The following is a 19,206-nucleotide window of genomic DNA, read 5'->3' as shown; positions in this document are numbered from 1 at the left end:
CACGATCGGCACGCCACGACGATCCCGTCTGTGCGGCGTCCCCATCCACGGCGAGGCCGGAGAGCCTTGATGTTCAACACACAGAAACTCAACACACAAAAGCAGCGATACACAGAATCGCCGAAAAAATCCCCGGTCAACTCAGAAGCTGCAAAATGAGCCGAAATCATGCGAGCTTTGGCATGGAAAACAACGAAGCGGTTGGCTGTGCTGCTCGCCATGGGCATTGCGGCGCTGTTCCTCATCCGCGCCTATGACTCGCAGCGCGGGCAACCTCTTGAGACTTGGCACACTTATGTTCCGGAAGAGCTGCACGGCAAGGAACTCGACCGCAGCGATTGGACCCGATACCTGAAGGCCGAGCAGGCCATCTTCGACAGCGTGCGGGCCGAGGTCACGCAGAAGCTGCCTCCGGAAGATCGTATTCCCGTCAACCGGTACTTTGATGGAAGCCCGGTTTACCCCGGCCGGTTTTCCCAGGACTGGAACCGCTCCTACGTGCTGGAGCCCGACGGCCCTCCCCGTGGGGCGGTCGTCTTCCTTCACGGCTTGACCGATTCACCCTACAGCCTCCGTCACATCGCCCGACGCTATCGGGCGCACGGATTCGTTGCCGTCGCCCCCCGGCTGCCGGGCCACGGCACCGTTCCCGCGGGCCTGAGCGACATCGGCTGGGAAGACTGGTCGGCGGCCACCCGGCTGGCGGTCAGGGAGGCCCAGCGGCGCATCGCGCCGACCCAGCCGCTCCATCTGGTCGGGTTTTCCAACGGCGGCGCGCTCGCCATGATGTACGCGCTCGATGCCCTGGATGATACGGGGCTGAGGCGGCCGGACCGCATCACGCTGATCTCGCCGATGATCGGGATCACCTCCTTCGCGCGCTTCGCCGGTCTGGCCGGGCTGCCCGCGCTGTTCCCGCCCTTCGCGAAGGCCGCATGGCTCAGCGTCGTGCCGGAATTCAATCCCTTCAAATACAATTCCTTTCCGGTCAACGGCGCGCGGCAATCGTATCTTCTGACCACCGCGCTCCAAAGCAAAGTCGCGGCCCGCGCCGCCGACGGACGGCTGGCCGACCTGCCCCCGATCCTGACCTTCCAGTCGGTGATGGACTTCACCGTCAGCACGCGCGCGATCCTCTCGGGCCTGTACGCCCATCTGCCCGACAACGGCAGCGAGCTGGTGCTGTTCGACGTGAACCGCAACACCAAGTTCGGTCCGCTCCTCAGTTCGGCGTCGGACACCATGCTGGCGCGCATCCTGCCCGATCCGCCCCGGCGTTTCCGGACCACGATCATCACCAACGCCGATGCGGACAGCCCCGACGTGGTCGAGCGCGTCACGGAGGCCGGCGCGGAGACGGAACAGGTGAACGCGCTGGGGCTGGTCTATCCGTTCGACGTCTATTCGCTGTCGCACGTCGCCCTGCCATTTCCGATCAGCGATTCCCTCTACGGCCTGCGGCCCGACCCGGCGGAGGATTTCGGCATCCACCTGGGCGCCGTGGCCGCCCGCGGGGAGCGCGGGGCGCTGATCGTCAGCATGGACAGCCTGCTCCGCATGTCGTCCAACCCCTTCTTCCCCTACCTGATGCGCCGCATCGAAGAGCCGCTGGCCCAGGCGTCTTCCCGGCAGGCGCTTCGCCAAAATCAATCCGACACGGGAGGGCGGTGAAGCCATGGCCACCAAAAAGGTCGCGATCGCCTGCCAGGGCGGCGGAACGCACGCGGCGTTCAGTTGGGGCGTGTTGAGAACCATTCTGGCGACGAAGAAGCGGTGGGACGCGAACCCGCAGGATGGCGACAGCTTCGACATCGTCGCGATCAGCGGCACGTCGGCCGGCGCGCTGTGCGCGCTCGCGACCTGGTACGGCCTTGTCCCGAACAGCGCCGACCCGACCTGCGGCACCATCGACAAGGCCATCGAGCGCCTGGACTTCCTCTGGACGACCTTCGCCGCCGCCAACCTGGTGGAGACCGCCCACAACCAGCTGGTCGGCACCCTTCTGGGCTGGAAATCGCAGGGCATGCCGCTGCCGGAAACCAACCCGTACGCGGCCTGCGGCAAGCTTGCGCTGAGCAGCCTCGCCATGATGGGCGCGCGTCCGCAGTATCTGGGATTTCCGGACCTTCTGAAGGATCTCTGCCCGAACTTCGACGCGATCGACTGGCCGCGGCTGGCCAAGGCCGACATCCGGATCCTCGCCGGCGCCATCGAGGTCCTGAGCGGCAACTTCGAAGTGTTCGATTCCGACAAGACGCTCGAACAGATGGGCCTGCGTCCCGACGGCCGGGCGATCAACCAGTACGACATCACCCGCTGGCGCATGCGCCGGGGAATCTCTCTGGACGGTGTTGCGGCATCGGGAACGCTTCCGTCGGTCCTGCCGGCGCAGGTCATCCCCGACATGGTGTTCCCGACCTGCACGCCGGGCCGGACCGTCACCCGCAACGGGTACTATTGGGACGGGCTGTATTCGCGCAACCCGCCGGTGCGCGACCTTCTCGACGGGCAGACGAAGGAGGAAAAGCCGGACGAAATCTGGATCGTGCGCATCAACCCCCAGGAGTTCCAGCCCGCCTCCCCGAACATCGGGCTTGAGGACATCCGGGACCGGGAGAACGACCTGGCCGGCAACCTGTCGCTGAACCAGGAGCTGGACGGCATCATGACGATCAATCACTGGATCGAGCGTTACGGGGACAGCCATCCCCCGCTGGACAGCCGCAAGATCGTCGCGGTCCGCACCATCAAGATGACCCGCGACACCGCCTGGGGCCTCAAGCACACCTCGAAGTTCAACCGCAGCCCGGACTATTTCGCGTCGCTGCGCGAGGAGGGGCGGACGGTCACGGAGCGCTGGCTGGCGGACTGGCGGCGGCTCGGCGCGGACTTCCCGCGCTACCCCTACGACGCGCGCTACCCAGAGCCAGCCTGACATGGCCGGCCTGACATGAAGCCCCGAAGGGAGCCAACCGCATGACCGATCTCGCCGCCGTCCTCGTCGCGCTCGGGTTGCTCATGCTTCTGGCCTACCGGGGCGTGACGCTGCTGATCGCGGCCCCCGCCACCGCGCTGCTCGCCGCACTGCTCACCGGGGGTCTGCCGATCCTCGGCGCCTACACCCAGATCTTCATGAGCAACACCGGGTCCTTCATCGTCTCCTTCTTTCCCCTGTTCATGCTCGGGGCGATCTTCGGGAAGCTGATGGACGACACCGGCTCGGCGCGATCGCTGGCCCGGCTGGTCAGCGCCCGCCTCGGGCCGGAGCGCGCGGTCGTCTCGGTGGTGCTGTGCTGCGCCGTGTTGACCTACGGCGGCGTTTCGGCCTTCGTCGTCGCCTTCGCGATCTACCCGGTCGCCGCCGCCCTGTTCCGCAACGCCGGCATCCCGAAGCGGCTGATCCCGGGGGCGCTGGCGCTGGGCGCCTTCACCTTCACCATGTCGGCCCTGCCGGGATCGCCGGCGATCCAGAACGCGATCCCCATGCCCTTCCTCGGCACCACCGCCTTCGCCGCACCGGGCCTGGGCATCGTCACCGGGCTGGTGATGTTCGCGCTGGGCGTTCTGTGGCTGAACGGCCGCGCCGCCCGCGCGCAGGCGGCCGGCGAGGGCTACGGCGACCACATCGACAGCGCGCCGGCGCTGGACCGGACGACGCGCGAGCGCGCGCAGGCCGAAGGCTTCGACATCGTCGAGATTTCTGCCAAGCCCGCCCCGGCGCCCACCCTGGCAATGGAGCCCGCCGCCGAACGCCTGCCCCCGGCGGCGCTGGCGGTGCTGCCGATCGTGGTAGTCATCGTCACCAACTTCCTGTTCATCCAGGTCATCGTTCCCCGGATGGACACGGCCTTCCTCGCCGAACCGAAGTTCGGGGCCTCGACCATCGAGAGTGTGCGCGGCGTGTGGGCGGTCATCGTGTCGCTGTTCGCCGCCATCCTCCTGCTCATCGCCGGCAACTGGAATCGCCTGGACGACCTGCGGACGAGCCTGGACCAGGGGGCCGACGCCTCGGTCCTGCCGATCTTCAACACCGCAAGCCTCGTCGGCTTCGGCGCGGTGATCGCCGCCCTGCCCGTCTTCGACGCGATCAGCAAGGCCGTCCTGGCGCTCGGCGGCGGCAATCCGCTGGTGTCGGTCGCGGCGTCGGTGTCGGTGCTGTCCGCGATGACGGGATCGGCGTCCGGCGGCATGAGCATCGCGCTGGACGCGCTCGGCCCGACCTTCGTGGACATGGCGCGCACGACCGGCGTCTCACTCGACGTGATGCACCGGGTGACGGCGGTCGCCTCGGGCGCGCTCGACGCGCTGCCGCACAACGGGGCGGTCATCACGCTCCTCACCGTCTGCCGGCTGAGCCACCGGGACGCCTACGGCGACGTCTTCATCGTCGCGGCGGCCATCCCGATGATCGCGCTGGTGGTCCTGATCGCTCTGGCCGGCCTGCTCCGGAGCTTCGGGCTCTAGCCCGGCACGGCACCAATGGAGGCTCCGATGAACAACAGTCTGAGTCACGGTCGTGCGTCGCTCGTCCTCGCATCGCTCGCCCTGCTCGCGGCCTGCGGCTCCGGCGAGGAGGTTGTCTCGGATCCGGTCCGCCCCGTGCGGGTGGCGGCGGTCGAGCGGCGCGCGGCGGGTGAGACGCTGTCGCTTCCCGGCGAAATCCAGGCGCAGGACGAGGTCAGCCTGTCCTTCCGCGTGGACGGGCGGATGATCGAGCGGCTGGTGAACGTCGGCGACACGGTCAAAGCGGGTCAGGTGATCGCCCGCCTGGACCCGGAACCGGCCCGCAACGCCCTGCGCGCGGCGCGGGCGGACCTGACCGCGGCCATGGGGCAGCAGACCCTGGCGCGCAACGACTACGAGCGGCAGGAAACCCTGCTGCGCCAGGGCTGGACCACCCGCGCGCGCTACGATGCTGCGGCGCAGGCGCTGAAGGCCGCCCAGGCGCAGGTCGATGCGGCGCAGGCGCAGTTCGACACCGCGCAGGACCGGCTGGGCTACACGGAACTGGTGTCCGACGGCGCCGGCACGGTCACCGCCCGCGGGGCCGAACCCGGCGAGGTGGTGGCGGCCGGCCGCATGATCGTTCATCTGGCCCGCCAGGGCGGGCGCGACGCGGTGTTCGACGTGCCGGCCTCGGCGATCCAGGGGGCGATCCGGGACGCGCCCTCCAACCCCGTCGTCACGGTGGCCCTGGTCTCCGACCCCGCCACGCGCGCCACCGGCCGCGTGCGTGAGGTCGCGCCCCAGGCCGATCCGGTCACCCGCACCTTCAAGGTCCGCGTCGGCCTTCAGGAGCCGCCCGAGGCGATGCGGCTCGGCTCGACCGTCAGCGGGTCGATTCAGGTCGGTGGCGTCGGCGGGATCGAGATTCCGGCCACCGCGCTGACGCAGGCGAACCAGCAGCCGGCAGTCTGGATCGTCGACCGGGCGACGAACACCGTGGCGCTGCGCAACATCGACCTCGACCGCTACGACCTCGCCCGCGTCATGGTCGCGCGCGGCCTGGAGGCCGACGAGATCGTGGTGACCGCCGGCGTGCAGGCGCTCCGCCCCGGCCAGAAGGTCCGCATTTTGGGAGAGGGCTCATGAGCACCTTCAACCTCTCCGCATGGGCGATCCGCAACCGCTCCCTGGTCCTGTTCCTGATGATCGGGGTCGTGGTGGCCGGCACCGTCGCGTTCCTGAAGCTCGGCCGGGCGGAGGATCCGGTCTTCACCATCCGCACCATGGTGGTGCAGGCCCACTGGCCGGGCGCCACGCTGGACGAGACGCTCCAGCAGGTGACGGAGCGGATCGAACGAACGCTCCAGGAAGTGCCGAACCTCGACACACTGCGCAGCTACACCGTCCCCGGCACGGCCGTGATCTTCGTCGATCTGGTGGGAAGCGCCCACGGCCGCACGGTGTCCGACACCTGGTACGAGGTGCGCAAGCGGGTCGGCGACATGCGCCACACCCTGCCGCAGGGGGTGCTCGGCCCCGGCTTCAACGACGACTTCGGCGACACCTTCGGCATCATCTACGGCTTCACCGCCGACGGCTTCACGCACCGCGAGCTGCGCGACGCGGTGGAGGACGTGCGGTCGCGCCTGCTGCTCGTCCCGGACGTTGCGAAGATCGAACTGCTGGGGGAGCAGGACGAGCGCATCCACGTCGATTTCTCGCTGGAGACGCTGGCCGGGCTGGGCGTCGAGCCCGGCGCGCTGATCGCGGCGCTCCAGGCGCAGAACGCCGTGCGTCCGGCTGGCGTGCTGCGCACGGGGAAGGAGGCGCTGTCCTTGCAAGTGTCCGGCGCCTTCGCGTCGGAGCAGGACATCCTCGACGTCAATTTCGTGGCCGGGGGCCGCATGCTGCGCCTGCGTGACGTGGCGGAGGTGCGCCGCGGCTTCGCCGATCCGCCGCAGCCGCTGTTCCGGGTGAACGGCAAGCCGGCCATCGGGCTCGCCATCGCCATGCGTCCAGGCGGCGACATCCTCGCGCTGGGCCGGAACGTCACGGCGGAGATGGCGCGGGTCAAAGCCGACCTGCCGGTGGGGATCGAGGCGCATGCGGTGGCGGACCAGGCGCGCACGGTGGATGAGGCGATCTCCGACTTCATCACCTCGCTGTGGCAGGCCATCGTCATCGTGCTGGTGGTCAGCTTCATAGCACTCGGCCTGCGCGCCGGCACCGTGGTGGCGATCACGATTCCGCTGACGCTGGCGATGGTCTTCTCCGTGATGGATCTGGCCGGCATCGACCTCCAGCGCGTGTCGCTGGGCGCCCTCATCATCGCGCTCGCCCTGCTGGTGGACGACGCCCTGACCACCGTGGACGCGATGACGCGGCGGCTTGCCGCCGGCGACCGGATGGAGGTCGCGGCCGTGTACGCCTACAAGACGCTGGCCTTCGCCATGCTGTCCGGCACGCTGGTGACCATCGCCGGCTTCGTGCCCATCGGCTTCGCGCAAAGCTCGGCCGGGGAGTACACCTTCTCCATCTTCGCGGTGGTGGGCATCGCGCTGATCGCGTCCTGGCTCGTCGCGACGGTCTTCGCACCGGTCCTCGGCACCATGCTGCTGAAGCCGCCCAAGCCCGGAAAGGCCGAGGAGCCGGGCGCCGTAATGCGGCTGTACCGCCGCGCGCTGGACGCGGCGATCCGGGCGCGCTGGCTGACCATCGCGACGACGCTCGGCCTGTTCGTCCTGGCGATCATGGCGCTGGGGCTCGTCCCCCGGCAGTTCTTCCCGCCGTCGGACCGGGTCGAACTGCTGGTCGACCTGCGCCTGCCGCAGAACGCGTCGATCCACGCCACGCGCGAGGCGGTCGAGCGCTTCGACGCGCTGCTCGCCAAGGAGCCCGGCGTTGAGAGTTGGAGCAGCTACGTCGGGCGCGGCGCGATCCGCTTCTACCTGCCGCTGAACGTGCAGCTCGCCAACCCCTTCATGGGCCAGTCGGTGGTCGTGACCACCGACGTCGCGGCGCGCGAGCGGCTGCAAGCCCGCCTGGAAACCCTGCTGGCGGAGGAATTCCCGAACGCCGTCGCCCGCGTCTACCCGCTGGAACTCGGCCCGCCGGTGGGGTGGCCGCTCCAGTACCGCGTCCTGGGTCCCGACCCGGGCCAAGTGCGGGAGATCGCGCTGAAGCTCGCGCAGGTCGTCGGCACCTCGCCGGAGGCGCGGCGGATCAACTTCGACTGGATGGAGACCGCGCGCACGTTGCGGGTGCGGATCGACCAGGACGAGGCGCGGCGCCTGGGCCTGAGTTCGGCCGCCGTCGCCGCCATGCTGGACACCACCGTCTCCGGAACCGCCGTCACGCCGCTGCGCGACGGCATCTACCTGATCGATGTCCTGGCCCGGGACGCCCGTGGACAGACCCTGTCGGTGGAAACGCTGCGCAGCCTGCCGGTGCCCCTTACCAATGGCCGGAGCGTGCCGCTGAGCCAGCTGGCGTCCTTCGATTACGCCCAGGACCTGCCGCTGGTGTGGCGGCGAGGCCGTGTGCCGGCCCTGACGCTGCAGGCGGACGTGGCGCCCGGCGTGTTGCCGGAAACCGCCATCGCCGCCCTGGCGCCGCAGATCGCGGATCTCTCCGCCTCCCTGCCGCGGGGGTACCGCATCGAAATCGGCGGAATCGCCGAGGAGAGCGCCAAGAGCCGCGCGTCGGTCTTCGCCGTCATCCCCCTGATGCTGCTGCTGGTCCTGACCGTGCTGATGGTCCAGCTCCGCAGTTTCCAGCGCCTGTTCCTCGTGCTGAGCGTGGTGCCGCTCGGGCTGATCGGCGTGGTCCTGGCGTTGCTGGTCTCCGGCCAGCCGCTGGGGTTCGTCGCCATCCTCGGGGTCCTGGCGCTCGTCGGCATGATCGCGAAGAACGCGGTCATCCTGATCGAGCAGATCGAGGCGGAGCGCAACGCCGGACGCGGCATCACCGAGGCCGTGATCGCGGCGAGCGGGTCCCGGTTCCGGCCGATCATGCTGACCGCCGCCTCCACGGTGCTCGGCCTGATCCCCATCGCCTTCACGGTGTTCTGGGGGGCGATGGCCTTCGCGATCATGGGCGGCCTTCTCGTCGCGTCGCTGCTGACGCTGATCTTCCTGCCGACGCTCTACGTGGCGTGGTTCGGCGGCCGGGAGATGGTGCGGGAACGGTCCCCGGTTCCGCCGCCATTTCCTCCGCCATCTCCTCCGTCGGCGGCATGAACGGCCGGGAGCGCATGGCGATGGACGTGCAAACGACGGCGCGGGCGGACCGCCGGAGCGGCGGCATCGAGATCAGGCTGTGCGACCTGTCGCAGCTGTTCCGCAGCCTCGATCCGTCGCCGTTCCGCGAGGGCAATCTGACGGCGGACGCGGAGGAATATTTCCTGAGCAAAGCGAAGGAGCAGCCCGAAGACCGTCCGGTGCGCATCGTCATCCATCTGCCGCACGGGACCCTGTCGCGAGGTCCGTCCTTCGACATCGCGGCCGCTCTGACCGGCCATTTCGCAGCCTGTGCCGCCGCCGAAGCGAAACGGCGTCACGAATCCGTCCGGATATGGCGCCAAGCGGCGTTGATCGGGTTCGTGATGCTGTCCGTCTGCCTCTTCCTCGCCTGGCAGATCTCCCATCACTTTCCGGCCCGCCCCATGACCCGGATTCTGCAGGAGAGCTTCGTTATCCTGGGATGGGTCTCGGTCTGGAAGCCCATCGAGACCTTTCTCTATGAGTTGCTTCCATCGCGCCAACACCAGCGCCGGCACCGGTTGCTCCGCCTGTCGTCGGCTGAAGTTCTTGTCCGCGACGACGGGTAGCGGTCATCGCGGTGTTGGGGCGCTGATCGTCAACTCCCCGGAGAACCCGACCGGCTACGTCGCCAGCCTGAAGGACTGGAAGCGCATCGGCGCCCTCGCCGCGGCGAACGGCACCTGGATCATCCATGACGAAGTCTACGACGTGATGGATTTCGAACGGCCGCCCCGTCGCGCCCGCACAGCCAGTCCGTGTCCAGGAACCCTGGACCCTTTCCGTTTTCGTCAAGCACGGGCATGACGGCAGGAAACGGGGCGTCCACGACCGATCGGAATCCGCTTTAAGCGGCCTTCTCCGCGTCCGGCGACAGGAGCGTCCGCGCCAAACTGACCCAATAGCTGGCGCCGATGGTGAGGTTGGCGTCGTTGAAGTCGTAGGCGGGGTTGTGCAGCGTGCAGCCGCCCTCCGCCGGGCCGTTGCCGAGCCAGACATAGCAACCCGGCCGCCTTTGCAGCATGAAGGCGAAATCCTCCGCCCCCATCGACGGCATCGGATCGTGGTCGACGTTCTCCGCCCCGACCAGCCGGGCCGCCACTCCGGCGCACAGCGCCGTTTCCGCCCCGCTGTTCACGGTGGCCGGGTAGCGCCGCTCGTACCGCACCTCCGCGGTGCAGCCGAAGGAGGCCGCGGTGTGCTCCGCCAGCGTGCGCATGCGGGCCTCCACCGTGTCCTGCACGCTGCTCTTGAAGGCGCGCACCGTGCCGCGAATGGTGACCGAGGGCGGGATGACGTTCCAGGTGTCGCCGCCGAAGATCTGGGTGGTGGACACCACCGCGCTGTCCAACGGGTGCAGGCTGCGGCCGGGAATGGTCTGCAGGGTCGTCAGCAGGTGCCCGGCCGCGGTGATCGGGTCGGCGCCGAGGTGCGGCATGGCGGCGTGGCTGCCCTTGCCGTGGACCACGATCTCGAAGATGTCGTAGCTGCCCATCATCGGGCCGGGGCGCAGGGCCATGTGCCCCAGGGGCAGACCGGGCCAGTTGTGCATGCCGTAGACGCTGTCCACGGGAAAGCGGTCGAACAGGCCGTCGGCGACCATCTCCCGCGCGCCGCCCTCGTTCTCCTCGGCCGGCTGGAAGATCACATGCAGCGTGCCGTGGAAATCCGGGTCGTCCGCCAGGATCTTCGCCGCGCCCAGCAGCATCGCCGTGTGCCCGTCGTGGCCGCAGGCGTGCATCCGGCCGGGGTTGACCGAGCGGTGGGCGAAGTCGTTCTGCTCCTGGATGTGCAGGGCGTCCATGTCGGCGCGCAGCGCGACGGCGCGGTTGCCCTGGTGGCGCCCCTTCAGCGTGCCGACCACGCCGGTGCGGCCCAGTCCGGTCGTAACCTCCAGCCCGAAGGAGCGCAGCGTCGAAGCGACGAAGGCGCTGGTTTCATGCTCCTCGAAGGCGGTTTCGGGGTGGGCGTGCAGGTGGTGCCGCCACTCCCGCATGGTCGGGGCCAGGGCTTCGGCCGCGGGGTCCAGGCGGACGTTGCTGGGAACGGTCATTCCGACGTCTCCGTGCTCCCACTCTCGGGGAGGCTGCAGTGGAATGGGTCATGGGTGCCTCGCCGGCGCGAGTTCGGCGGGCCTACTTGGCCTCGGACCAGAGCTTGCCGGCGGTGGCCCAGTCGCACTTTTTCACCTCGGTGAGGATCACGTCCACAGCGTCCGGGCTGCAGCCCAGCGTTTCCACCGAGGCGTCGGTCAGGGCCTTCACGAAGGCGCGCTTCTGCTCCGGGGTGCGGCCTTCGAACATTTGCACGTTGATGATCGGCATGGGGGTCCCTCTCCCTGGTTGGTTAACGTGAGATTGGTGCCTTGGCGTCAGGTCTTGTAGTCGGGGCACAGCCGGTCCAGGCGCCGCAGCAGGGCCGGCAGCACCAGAACCGCCCCGGCGACACGGCCGGCGGCGTGCACGAAGCTCTGGGGGTTGGTGGACAAGGGCCTGCTCCCGACGTACACGAAGGATCCGGAGCTTCGCACGTCCCAGCCGGTTTTTCCAAGCGCCGCCGAATTGGATTTCGCGGGCCGCATCGCGCTGCCGATCGAAAAGCCGAGATACAGGATCAAGCTGTTGCGCGACCGGGTCACCGAGGCTTGTGCACCGAAGCGCCCGCCCTTCGCTGCATGTTTTCCGTCATGATGGCGAGGAACCCCGCCACGGTGACGGCAAGGAGCTGGCCGACGGGAAGGCCATCCTGAGCGGCGCCTTCCCCCTGTGCGGCGCCTTGCACGTTTTCCGAGACTGTCATTCCATTGTCCATCACACGAGGAAGGAGGCGGCGATGTCCTTTTCGGCATGGCCGGCGTTCGCCGCACGCTGGAAGCGGGCGAGACCCGCTTCGGCCAGCTCCGCGCGGACATCCGTTTCACCGAGCGCTTCGACGACCAGCCGCGCGTCCTTCACCCCGTTCCCGACGGAGAAGCTGGTGGTGTAGTCGCCCTTGAGCATTGCGCCGGCTTTGCTCTGGAAGTAGCCGCTGTCCAGCGGGCCGCCGGTCACGGCGTCGATCACGAGCGCCGGATCGATGCCAAGCGCCTTGGCGATCGCGAGGGTCTCCGCCGTTCCGTGGGTGAGCGCGAAAACGAAGGCGTTGAGCGCGAGCTTGATCCGGCTGCCGGCGCCCGGCTTGTCGGAAATCCAAAGGGTCCGTTGCCCGATGGCGTCGAAGACCGCTTGGGCAACCTCACGCTCCCTCTCCGGACCGGAGGCGAGGATGACCAGCTTGCCCTGTTCGGCAGGCTGGCGGGTTCCCTGCACCGGCGCGTCATAGATGACGATGCCGTTCTCAGCCGCAAAACCGACAAGCTCGTCGATCGCCGCGACACCGACGGTGCTGAGTTGAAGCCAGACCGCGCCTTTGCGCAGCCCGGGCAGCGCCGCCGTCATCGCGTCGTTCACGGCGGGACCGTCCTTCAACACGGTCAGGATGATCGCGGCGTCACGAACCGCCTCGGCGGCGTGGTCGAACGGTTCGACACCATCGACGGCGAGGGCCTGCGCCTTTTCGGCCGAGCGATTCCAAGCGCGAACCGTGAAGCCCTTGCGGGCAAGATTGCGCGCGACCGCCGCGCCGATGAGGCCGGTGCCGAGAACGGCAACCTGAAGGCCGGGACTTTTGCCTGTCATGGGACACTCCTGATGAATTTGGCCTGATGGGGTTTGGCCTGATGGGGGGTTGGATGATATGGAACGATCATTCCATAATTGGCGAAAAAAATTTGGTCAGGTCAGCGCGGACAGCGTCTGGTCGATGATGGCGGTGAGCTTTGCGCGGTCTTGGGTCGGCGTGGTTTTCGCGAGGACCCGCAACCCCTGCAGTGCATTGAACACGAAAAGCGCCAGGATGGCGGGGTCAGCGTTGGCGCGAATGTCCCCCGCTTCCTGCCCACGCCGGATCGTCTCTTCGATGCCGCGCGTCAGGATGGTGAAGTTCTGGCGTACGAGGTCCGCGACCCCGGGGTCGCGGCCAGCCATCTCGATCGCGCTGTTGGTGGCGAGACAGCCACGCCTTTCCGACGCTTCCAAATCGGCATCGACCACACTCACCAGAAGCTCGCGCAACCGCTCCATGGGCGCCCCCGGCTGGCGGAGCTGATCGACATGGGCTTGGGCGCGCTTGCGGTACCGAAGCAGCGCTTGCGCGAAGAGGCCGTCCTTGTTGGCGTAGGCTGCGTAAAGGCTGCCGCGCCCAAGGCCCGTCGCATCGACGAGATCCTGCGCGGAGGTGCCGTCGTAGCCGTTTCGCCAGAAGGTCTCCATAACGGCATCAAGCACGCGCTCTTCGTCGAACTCCCTGGGGCGGGCCATGCTGAACCTGATATCGTTATTGAACGATCATACCATAACCGTTGCGGTGCTCTTGTCAAGCCAGTCCGGTCCGTTCGTTCAGCGCGGTGGCGCGAAAGCGTCGAGGTGCTGGCCCCTCGAGAAGGGCCGGCCATATCACCATCTGCGCTTCGACAGCGGAGCGCAGAAGGCGGACGTGGAAGCCATCGGGTACGGTGGTCGCGCGGGGCGCGCGGGGGCTGCCGTCAGCCGACCGCGGTGTCGTACAGCAGCTTCAGGTTCAAGCCAGCGATCAAGGCCGTGGCCGCCCAGCCAAGGACGCTCTGCCAGCGCGGGGCGGCCAGAGCGCCGAGCCGGGAACGGTCGGTGGCGAACAGCATCAGCGGGATGACCGCGAACGGCAGTTGAAGGGACAGTATGACCTGAGAGAGGATCAGCAACTGCGCCGTCCCGCTCTCGCCGTACTGCCACGTGACCACCACGGCCGGAACGATGGCGATGAGCCGGGTCACCAACCGGCGCAGCACCGGCGGCATACGGAAGCGCAGGAAGCCCTCCATCACCACCTGCCCGGAGAGCGTCGCGGTCACCGTCGCGGTGAGCCCGCAGGCGAGCAGCGCCACCGCGAACAGCGTGGCCGCCGTCCCGACGCCGACCATCGGGGAGAGCAGCTGATGGGCCTCCTGGATCTCGGCAATCTCCGTTCTCCCGGCGGCGTGGAAGACCGCCGCGGCGAGGATCAGGATGGCGGAGTTGATGACCAGCGCAATGGACAGGGCGACCGTGGAGTCGATGGTTGCAAAGCGGATGGCCTCGCGCCGTCCCTGCTCATCCTGCCGGTAAGCCCGCGACTGCACCGTCGCCGTGTGCAGGTACAGGTTGTGCGGCATGACCGTGGCGCCGAGGATGCCGATGGCGAGGTACAGCTGCGTGGAATCGCTCAGCAGCGACGCCGAGGGCACGTAGCCGGACAACACGGCCGCCCAATCCGGGTCGGCCAGCGCGATCTCCATCAGGAAACACCCGGCGATGAGGGCGATCATCGCGACGATGAACGCTTCGAGCCAGCGCACGCCGCGGTGCTGGAGCCAGAGCACGAGCAGCGCGTCGAGCGCCGTCAGCAGGACGCCGCCGAGCAGCGGGATGCCGAACAGCAGCTTCAGCGCGATGGCGGTGCCGATCAGTTCGGCAAGGTCGGTGGCGCAGATGGCCACCTCGGCCAGCAGCCACAGCCCCCAGGCGACCGGGCGCGGGAAGCGGTCGCGGCACAGCTGGGCGAGATCCTGCCCCGTGGCGATGCCCACCCGCGCGCACAGGGCTTGCAGCAGCATCGCCATGAGCGAGGAGAGCAGAGCGACCGACAGCAGCGTGTAGCCGTAGGCCGATCCCCCGGCCAGCGAGGTCGCCCAGTTGCCCGGGTCCATGTAGCCGACCGCGACGAGGTAGCCCGGACCAAGGAAGGCGAGCAGGCGCCGGGTGACGCTGGCCGACGCCGGGACGCGGACGCTGCGGTAAACCTCCTCCAGGCTGTGCGACGCGGTCGAGGGGCCGTCCGTGAAGGGTTCGTTGGTCCGGTGAAGCATGGCTCTCCCACCCTGGGCAAGGGATTCCTTCGGTGCCGTGGGCCGATGCCAATGCCAATGCCAATGCCGCCTCGGCCCGGCGATGTGCCCCATGCCATAACATTTAGCTTCGGCTATGTTTCTCAACGCCCCGCCAAAGTTTCTGTTGGGGTGCCGGAAGCGCCGCTGTCCCGTCCGCGCCGATGTGGCACAATGGACGAGCGACGGGAGGATGGGACGGTGGACGCTGAGCGCGCGCGCAAGATGCCGATGCTGCTGCCCGACGCGGAGCGGCAGGCGGCGAACTTCCAGCGGGTCCGGGAGGCCCACCAGACCGAGGTGGCCGAGGACTACGTCGAACTCATCGCCGGCCTGATCGACACGACCGGCGAGGCCCGCGCCGCCGACATCGCCCGGCGCCTCGGTGTCGCCCACCCGACGGTGGTGAAGACCATCGCCCGCCTGCAACGGGATGGTCTGGTCGAGCAGCAGCCTTACCGCTCGATCTTCCTGACCGAAGCCGGGCGCACGATGGCCGAACGGTCCCGCCGCCGCCATGCGATCGTCGTCGGCTTTCTGAAGGCGATCGGGGTGAGCGACGAGACGGCTGAGCGCGACGCCGAAGGCGTCGAGCATCACGTCAGCGACGAGACCTTGGCCGCCTTCGAGCGCGTGATCACCGCCCGTTCAGGGGATGCTGTCACACGGTGAGCAGGAGGTAAGCACCCAGACCACCTGGGAGATCACCGGGGGGGGGCTGGCGTTCGCCTCGGCCGAGGCTTCGCCTTCCCGGCCGCCGCCGGTCTCCCCTGTCAGGATGATGCCCGGGATGGCAGTCCCATGGATTTCCCGGGTCCGCGGAACCCGCGGCCAGCACGCTGGTGACCGCCGGGGTCGTCGGTTGCCTCCCCGGCTCTCCTCCGATGGTTCTTCCCGGGCGAAGCTCACTTCGCTGCGTTTCGAAAATATGAGAGAACATCGATGACTGCGGGCAGTTCGACGGCGTCAGCCTCATCCAGTTTTATTGGAAGGAGAACGTGATCTGCTCATGGATTTGGACCAAGCCCTGCGGACGGTCGCACCGCTGCTTGATTGCAATCCAGAGTAAGCGTGTCGAGCATCCTCCGATGCGTCGCTTCCGGCGGCCGTCAGACCGCCGTAAGGGCTTTCCGTCAGCAGTGCCTCGGCACGAACGGGCCAACGGCCTTTGATTCCAGACAGACGATGTTCAGCGTCCGGCTGCTTGACGGCGCAAAGTCTTCAGCTCGTTGAACCGCGCCGTGACGTCGCGCATGACCGCCGCCATTCCGAGCATCGCCCCATTCGCATCCTTCAGCGGCACGATGGTGAATTCGACCGAGATGCGGCTTCCATCCTTGCGCGTCGCCGGCACCGACAGCAGGTCGCCGCTGCCGTAGCGGCTTTCTCCCGTCTTCATCACCTGATCGTAACCGTCCCAATGCCGTTGGCGCTGATTTTCGGGGATGATGATGTCCAGGGATTGCCCAAGCGCTTCCTCGGCGGTGAATCCGAACACACGCTCGGCTCCCGTGTTCCAGAAACGGATGATGCCGTCCCGGTCGGAGTAGGCGATGGCCTCGGCCGGGCTGTTCAGCAGCGCCAGTCCCAGCTTTTGCAGGTCGTCCTCGGTCATCGGCCCTCCCTCTCGTCGCTACGAACCGTCTGCAATCAGACATCCGACACCAGCCGCGCGCTGCGGGCGCGCGACACGCAGACCATCATCGTCTTGCCGGTGGCGCGTTCGGCATCGGACGAACCCAGTCGCGGTGGTCAACTTTGCCCTCCAGCAGCGCTGTTTCGCAAGTGCCGCAGATGCTGAGCTGGTCCCCGTTCGCCACCCATCCGGATCCCTGTGAGCGGCTGTGCCGACTGCGTCCTTGATGGCGGCGTGAAACGCTCGGAGGTGTCATACCGTCGGCACCTGAAGGCGCCGCCGGTTTGGCTCTCTCTGCTTCATTGCCTGCAATGCCGCCGGAGGGCGACCGCGTCCGGGCATCGTCAACGTGTTGGCATCGACGGTGAGAGAGGGCATGGCTCGACCACGGATGTGCGCCGGGCCGGTCGATCAGGCGGCCGACGGCGCGCCAGCCACCTCGGCCCAGGCAGCCGGGTGGCCGACAAATGGGTGACCGACAAATGGGTGACCGACAAATCCCGCTTTGGCGCCCTTCAAAGCATACTGGCGATCAAGCGCCGTGCGCTGGCCATGGGCGACATGGCGGCGCCGACCTGCGCCACAGCGATCGCGCCTTCGACGATGAGCAGGATTTCGCCGGAAAGACGATCGCGTGCTTCCGCCGGATGGTCGCGAAGTTGCTTTTCGATCAGCGCCCGAATCGCCTGCTTGTGCGCCCTGGCCTGTTCGAGGATCGGCTGGTGATCGCCGGCATATTCGCCCGCAGCGCGCACGAAATTGCAGCCGAAGAAGGCCCCGCCTTCGACCCACTCCTGGATGACGCCGAGGATGGCGTCCACGCGCTCGGCCGCGGTGGCATCGGGCTTGGCGGCAAGCAGGCCAGCCACCCGTTCCTCGATTCCCCGCAGGGTCCGCGCGCTGCGCAGCTTCAACGCTTCGAGGACGAGATCCTCCTTGGACGGGAAATATTTGTAGAGCGTGGTCTTCGACACGCCCGATTCCCGCATGAGCGTGTCGATGCCGGTCTGGTGAAAGCCATGCCGGTTGAACAGGTCGAGCGCAATCTCGATCAGGTGCTCGCGGCGTGGCTGTGCTCTGGGTTTGGAATCGCGCGGATTTGGCAAGGCGTACCTCCTTTCGCCTCCACTCTATTGACGTGAACAGATTTGTCCAGTATCACCGAAAAAAGTGAACAGACCTGTTCACTTTCGCTTCAGGAGGCAGCCATGACGAATGACACGCAGATCAAGCCGAAAACCAACGGGATCCATCACATCGGGCTCAGCGTGTCCGACCTGCGGGGTGCGGCGGATTTCTTCGTCGAGGTGCTGGGGTTCCGCTTGGTTGGCGAGCGGCCCGCCTATCCGGCGCTGTTCGTCGGCGACGGCAAGTCCCTCATCACGCTGTGGCAGGTCGGCACGGAGGAAGCCGTGCGCTTTGACCGTAAGCGGAACGAAGGACTGCACCATCTTGCGCTGAACGTCGACAACGTGGAGGAGCTTGACGCGCTGCACGCCGTGATGGTCGCGCGCGGCGACAAGATCGAATTCGCACCCGAACCGCGCGCCGATGGCACCGCGCGGCACATGATGCTCAACATCCCCGGCGGCCCGCGCCTCGAACTCATCGCCATGGCCCCGGTCCAACACCATCCGTAAGGCCTTTCCCATGCCGTAAGGCCCTTCCCATGTGGGACCGACGACACCCTTCAGCAAAAACCCGCGGATCGTGTCGTCGGGCCACCATGCCCGGCGTCGAGCACCGCCGGGACAAGGGGGCTCAGCCAAAATCCGACACGTTGACGGTGCCCGATGTCGAACACCTTCACCCGGCGCCCTTTGCTGGCGCTGCTCGCCGCCGTGCTCATGCTGGGCTCCACCGAAGCCTCCGCCGCGGCCGGTCCCCCATCGGCCGCCGAGACCTCGAAGGTGCAGATCCTCGCCCCGGTCGACGCCGCCGGGCAGGGCCAGACCATCCCGGCGGGGCTTCGCATCGTGCTGAACGATGGCTGGAAAACCTACTGGCGATCGCCGGGAGATCGTCGCCGATGTCCGCGCCAAGAAGCGCGCCAAAGACCGCGGGGACAAGCAGGGCTGAAGCGCTCAGGTGTCTCTGATGCCGGGGACCGTCTCGTTTTGAGCCGGTCCCCGGCGGGACATTCTGTTCCTACGGCCGGCGCAGGGTCACGACCAGGACATCACGGTGCGCGGCGCATGACGGGTCATCCGGGACGATCGGGGTCACCCCGTGAACGACGCGGGCGTCGTCGACCAGGGCGGCGTCCATCGGTGACGTCAGCGTGAAGCTTCCGAGAGGCTGCCCGGCGCTGTCCAGGACGGTTGTCGTGCCGCGCGCAACGTTGTGGCGCTCGATGAGCAGGACGAACACCCAATCGACACCGTCCCGGTGCATCCCTTCCGGGGTCGGCAGGCCGGGCTCCTCCGCACGCGCCTCGATCCGGAACTGGTGGACTTCGGCGTGCCAGTCCGCTGGCCGGACCGCCTCGGGCGTGAGGGGATCGAAAAGCGCAAAGCAGGTCCGCAGAACGGCCTGGAGGGCGGCGTGCGCCGCCACCTCGTCGCGCATCGGCTCGAACCAGCGCTCGATGCCGCCGTTCAGAGGGTTGTAGTCCCGGCTTTGGTAATGCGGCTGGTGCGGCTTGCGCCGGATGCCGCTTCTTGAGACCGAGAAGCACGCAAAGCGCCGCCGACGGTAGCGGCCCCCATCGGCCATGTAGGTGTCGAGCCCAAGATCGGCCCAGCTGCGGCGGAACCCCTCCCAATCCTCCAATCCGCCTGCGGCCAGGAGACGGGCCATGTCAGACGCCGGCGCCATGGCAAACCCGTTTTGCGCGACGGCCCCTTGAAGCGCAGCATGAAGCGCAGCGATGCCTGGGATGGGCTGCGGGGACGGGGGAATTTGGCGTGTCATGGGGTCTTCCAGTC

The 19,206-nt window shown here is 67.8% G+C and carries 17 protein-coding genes; 9 read left to right on the top strand and 8 right to left on the bottom strand.

Annotation, left to right across the window (positions count from 1 at the left end; genetic code table 11):
- Window positions 1-168 precede the first annotated feature (168 nt).
- The 7 genes from ACSVC7_RS14075 to ACSVC7_RS14045 are packed head-to-tail and all read left to right on the top strand — an operon-like array spanning window position 169 to window position 9,512.
- Window positions 169-1,671, top strand: coding sequence for an alpha/beta hydrolase (locus tag ACSVC7_RS14075; RefSeq protein ID WP_448204853.1), 1,503 nt, complete (start codon window positions 169-171; stop codon window positions 1,669-1,671).
- Between the two features lie 4 nt (window positions 1,672-1,675).
- On the top strand, window positions 1,676-2,935 hold the full coding sequence (locus tag ACSVC7_RS14070) for a patatin-like phospholipase family protein (protein ID WP_448204854.1): 1,260 nt from the start codon (window positions 1,676-1,678) through the stop codon (window positions 2,933-2,935).
- 41 nt (window positions 2,936-2,976) lie between these two features.
- The gene (locus ACSVC7_RS14065) at window positions 2,977-4,464 is read left to right on the top strand and encodes a GntP family permease (protein ID WP_448204855.1); all 1,488 of its coding nucleotides are present in this window, start codon (window positions 2,977-2,979) and stop codon (window positions 4,462-4,464) included.
- A gap of 27 nt (window positions 4,465-4,491) precedes the next feature.
- Complete coding sequence (locus ACSVC7_RS14060; protein WP_448204856.1) at window positions 4,492-5,592, top strand: efflux RND transporter periplasmic adaptor subunit; 1,101 nt, start codon at window positions 4,492-4,494, stop codon at window positions 5,590-5,592.
- A complete protein-coding gene (locus ACSVC7_RS14055; protein WP_448204857.1) occupies window positions 5,589-8,684 on the top strand; it encodes an efflux RND transporter permease subunit in 3,096 nt (1,031 codons plus the stop codon). The genes ACSVC7_RS14060 and ACSVC7_RS14055 overlap by 4 nt, the downstream gene beginning before the upstream one ends.
- Window positions 8,685-8,698: 14 nt before the next feature.
- Complete coding sequence (locus ACSVC7_RS14050; protein WP_448204858.1) at window positions 8,699-9,274, top strand: hypothetical protein; 576 nt, start codon at window positions 8,699-8,701, stop codon at window positions 9,272-9,274.
- Complete coding sequence (locus ACSVC7_RS14045; protein ID WP_448204859.1) at window positions 9,255-9,512, top strand: aminotransferase class I/II-fold pyridoxal phosphate-dependent enzyme; 258 nt, start codon at window positions 9,255-9,257, stop codon at window positions 9,510-9,512. The genes ACSVC7_RS14050 and ACSVC7_RS14045 overlap by 20 nt, the downstream gene beginning before the upstream one ends.
- 40 nt (window positions 9,513-9,552) lie before the next feature.
- Here the strand turns inward: ACSVC7_RS14045 and ACSVC7_RS14040 are convergent, their stop codons facing one another.
- The 5 genes from ACSVC7_RS14040 to ACSVC7_RS14020 form a co-directional block, all read right to left on the bottom strand.
- On the bottom strand, window positions 9,553-10,758 hold the full coding sequence (locus tag ACSVC7_RS14040) for a M20 aminoacylase family protein (protein ID WP_448204860.1): 1,206 nt from the start codon (window positions 10,756-10,758) through the stop codon (window positions 9,553-9,555).
- A gap of 82 nt (window positions 10,759-10,840) precedes the next feature.
- Window positions 10,841-11,098, bottom strand: a complete 258-nt coding sequence (locus tag ACSVC7_RS14035) for a 4-oxalocrotonate tautomerase (protein WP_448204861.1) — start codon at window positions 11,096-11,098, stop codon at window positions 10,841-10,843.
- A 417-nt stretch (window positions 11,099-11,515) separates the two neighbouring features.
- Window positions 11,516-12,382 (bottom strand): NAD(P)-dependent oxidoreductase, encoded by an 867-nt coding sequence (locus ACSVC7_RS14030; RefSeq protein ID WP_448204862.1) that lies wholly within the window; start codon window positions 12,380-12,382, stop codon window positions 11,516-11,518.
- A 96-nt stretch (window positions 12,383-12,478) separates the two neighbouring features.
- Entirely contained in the window at window positions 12,479-13,063 is a 585-nt protein-coding gene (locus tag ACSVC7_RS14025) for a TetR/AcrR family transcriptional regulator (protein ID WP_448204863.1), read from the bottom strand.
- A 224-nt stretch (window positions 13,064-13,287) separates the two neighbouring features.
- Window positions 13,288-14,625: an Nramp family divalent metal transporter gene (locus ACSVC7_RS14020; RefSeq protein WP_448204864.1), complete on the bottom strand. Its 1,338-nt coding sequence runs from the start codon at window positions 14,623-14,625 to the stop codon at window positions 13,288-13,290.
- A gap of 192 nt (window positions 14,626-14,817) precedes the next feature.
- On the opposite strand from ACSVC7_RS14020, the gene mntR reads away from it, so the two are divergent.
- Complete coding sequence (gene mntR, locus ACSVC7_RS14015; protein WP_448204865.1) at window positions 14,818-15,315, top strand: manganese-binding transcriptional regulator MntR; 498 nt, start codon at window positions 14,818-14,820, stop codon at window positions 15,313-15,315.
- Window positions 15,316-15,832: 517 nt separating this feature from the next.
- Here mntR and ACSVC7_RS14010 read toward each other — a convergent pair.
- Both ACSVC7_RS14010 and ACSVC7_RS14005 read right to left on the bottom strand, forming a co-directional pair.
- Window positions 15,833-16,258: a PAS domain-containing protein gene (locus tag ACSVC7_RS14010; RefSeq protein WP_448204866.1), complete on the bottom strand. Its 426-nt coding sequence runs from the start codon at window positions 16,256-16,258 to the stop codon at window positions 15,833-15,835.
- A gap of 536 nt (window positions 16,259-16,794) precedes the next feature.
- Complete coding sequence (locus ACSVC7_RS14005; protein ID WP_448204867.1) at window positions 16,795-17,385, bottom strand: TetR/AcrR family transcriptional regulator; 591 nt, start codon at window positions 17,383-17,385, stop codon at window positions 16,795-16,797.
- 102 nt (window positions 17,386-17,487) lie between these two features.
- Here ACSVC7_RS14005 and ACSVC7_RS14000 point away from each other — a divergent pair, with 102 nt between their 5' ends.
- Complete coding sequence (locus ACSVC7_RS14000) at window positions 17,488-17,919, top strand: VOC family protein (protein WP_448204868.1); 432 nt, start codon at window positions 17,488-17,490, stop codon at window positions 17,917-17,919.
- Between the two features lie 508 nt (window positions 17,920-18,427).
- Here the strand turns inward: ACSVC7_RS14000 and ACSVC7_RS13995 are convergent.
- A complete protein-coding gene (locus tag ACSVC7_RS13995; protein WP_448204869.1) occupies window positions 18,428-19,078 on the bottom strand; it encodes a 2OG-Fe dioxygenase family protein in 651 nt (216 codons plus the stop codon).
- Window positions 19,079-19,206 lie beyond the last annotated feature (128 nt).

This window comes from Azospirillum mesophilum, from assembly GCF_053470405.2.
The sequence above is the reverse complement of the archived record's forward strand: the minus strand, read 5'-3'. Positions and strand labels throughout refer to the sequence as shown.

Excerpts from the sequence above, each read along its gene's own strand:
- ACSVC7_RS14075 (WP_448204853.1), top strand. The coding sequence starts at position 169 with ATGCGAGCTTTGGCATGGAAAACAACGAAGCGGTTGGCTGTGCTGCTC.
- ACSVC7_RS14070 (WP_448204854.1), top strand. The coding sequence starts at position 1,676 with ATGGCCACCAAAAAGGTCGCGATCGCCTGCCAGGGCGGCGGAACGCAC.
- ACSVC7_RS14065 (WP_448204855.1), top strand. The coding sequence starts at position 2,977 with ATGACCGATCTCGCCGCCGTCCTCGTCGCGCTCGGGTTGCTCATGCTT.
- ACSVC7_RS14060 (WP_448204856.1), top strand. The coding sequence starts at position 4,492 with ATGAACAACAGTCTGAGTCACGGTCGTGCGTCGCTCGTCCTCGCATCG.
- ACSVC7_RS14055 (WP_448204857.1), top strand. The coding sequence starts at position 5,589 with ATGAGCACCTTCAACCTCTCCGCATGGGCGATCCGCAACCGCTCCCTG.
- ACSVC7_RS14050 (WP_448204858.1), top strand. The coding sequence starts at position 8,699 with ATGGCGATGGACGTGCAAACGACGGCGCGGGCGGACCGCCGGAGCGGC.
- ACSVC7_RS14040 (WP_448204860.1), bottom strand. The coding sequence starts at position 10,758 with ATGACCGTTCCCAGCAACGTCCGCCTGGACCCCGCGGCCGAAGCCCTG.
- ACSVC7_RS14030 (WP_448204862.1), bottom strand. The coding sequence starts at position 12,382 with ATGACAGGCAAAAGTCCCGGCCTTCAGGTTGCCGTTCTCGGCACCGGC.
- ACSVC7_RS14025 (WP_448204863.1), bottom strand. The coding sequence starts at position 13,063 with ATGGCCCGCCCCAGGGAGTTCGACGAAGAGCGCGTGCTTGATGCCGTT.
- ACSVC7_RS14020 (WP_448204864.1), bottom strand. The coding sequence starts at position 14,625 with ATGCTTCACCGGACCAACGAACCCTTCACGGACGGCCCCTCGACCGCG.
- mntR (WP_448204865.1), top strand. The coding sequence starts at position 14,818 with ATGGACGAGCGACGGGAGGATGGGACGGTGGACGCTGAGCGCGCGCGC.
- ACSVC7_RS14010 (WP_448204866.1), bottom strand. The coding sequence starts at position 16,258 with ATGACCGAGGACGACCTGCAAAAGCTGGGACTGGCGCTGCTGAACAGC.
- ACSVC7_RS14000 (WP_448204868.1), top strand. The coding sequence starts at position 17,488 with ATGACGAATGACACGCAGATCAAGCCGAAAACCAACGGGATCCATCAC.
- ACSVC7_RS13995 (WP_448204869.1), bottom strand. The coding sequence starts at position 19,078 with ATGGCCCGTCTCCTGGCCGCAGGCGGATTGGAGGATTGGGAGGGGTTC.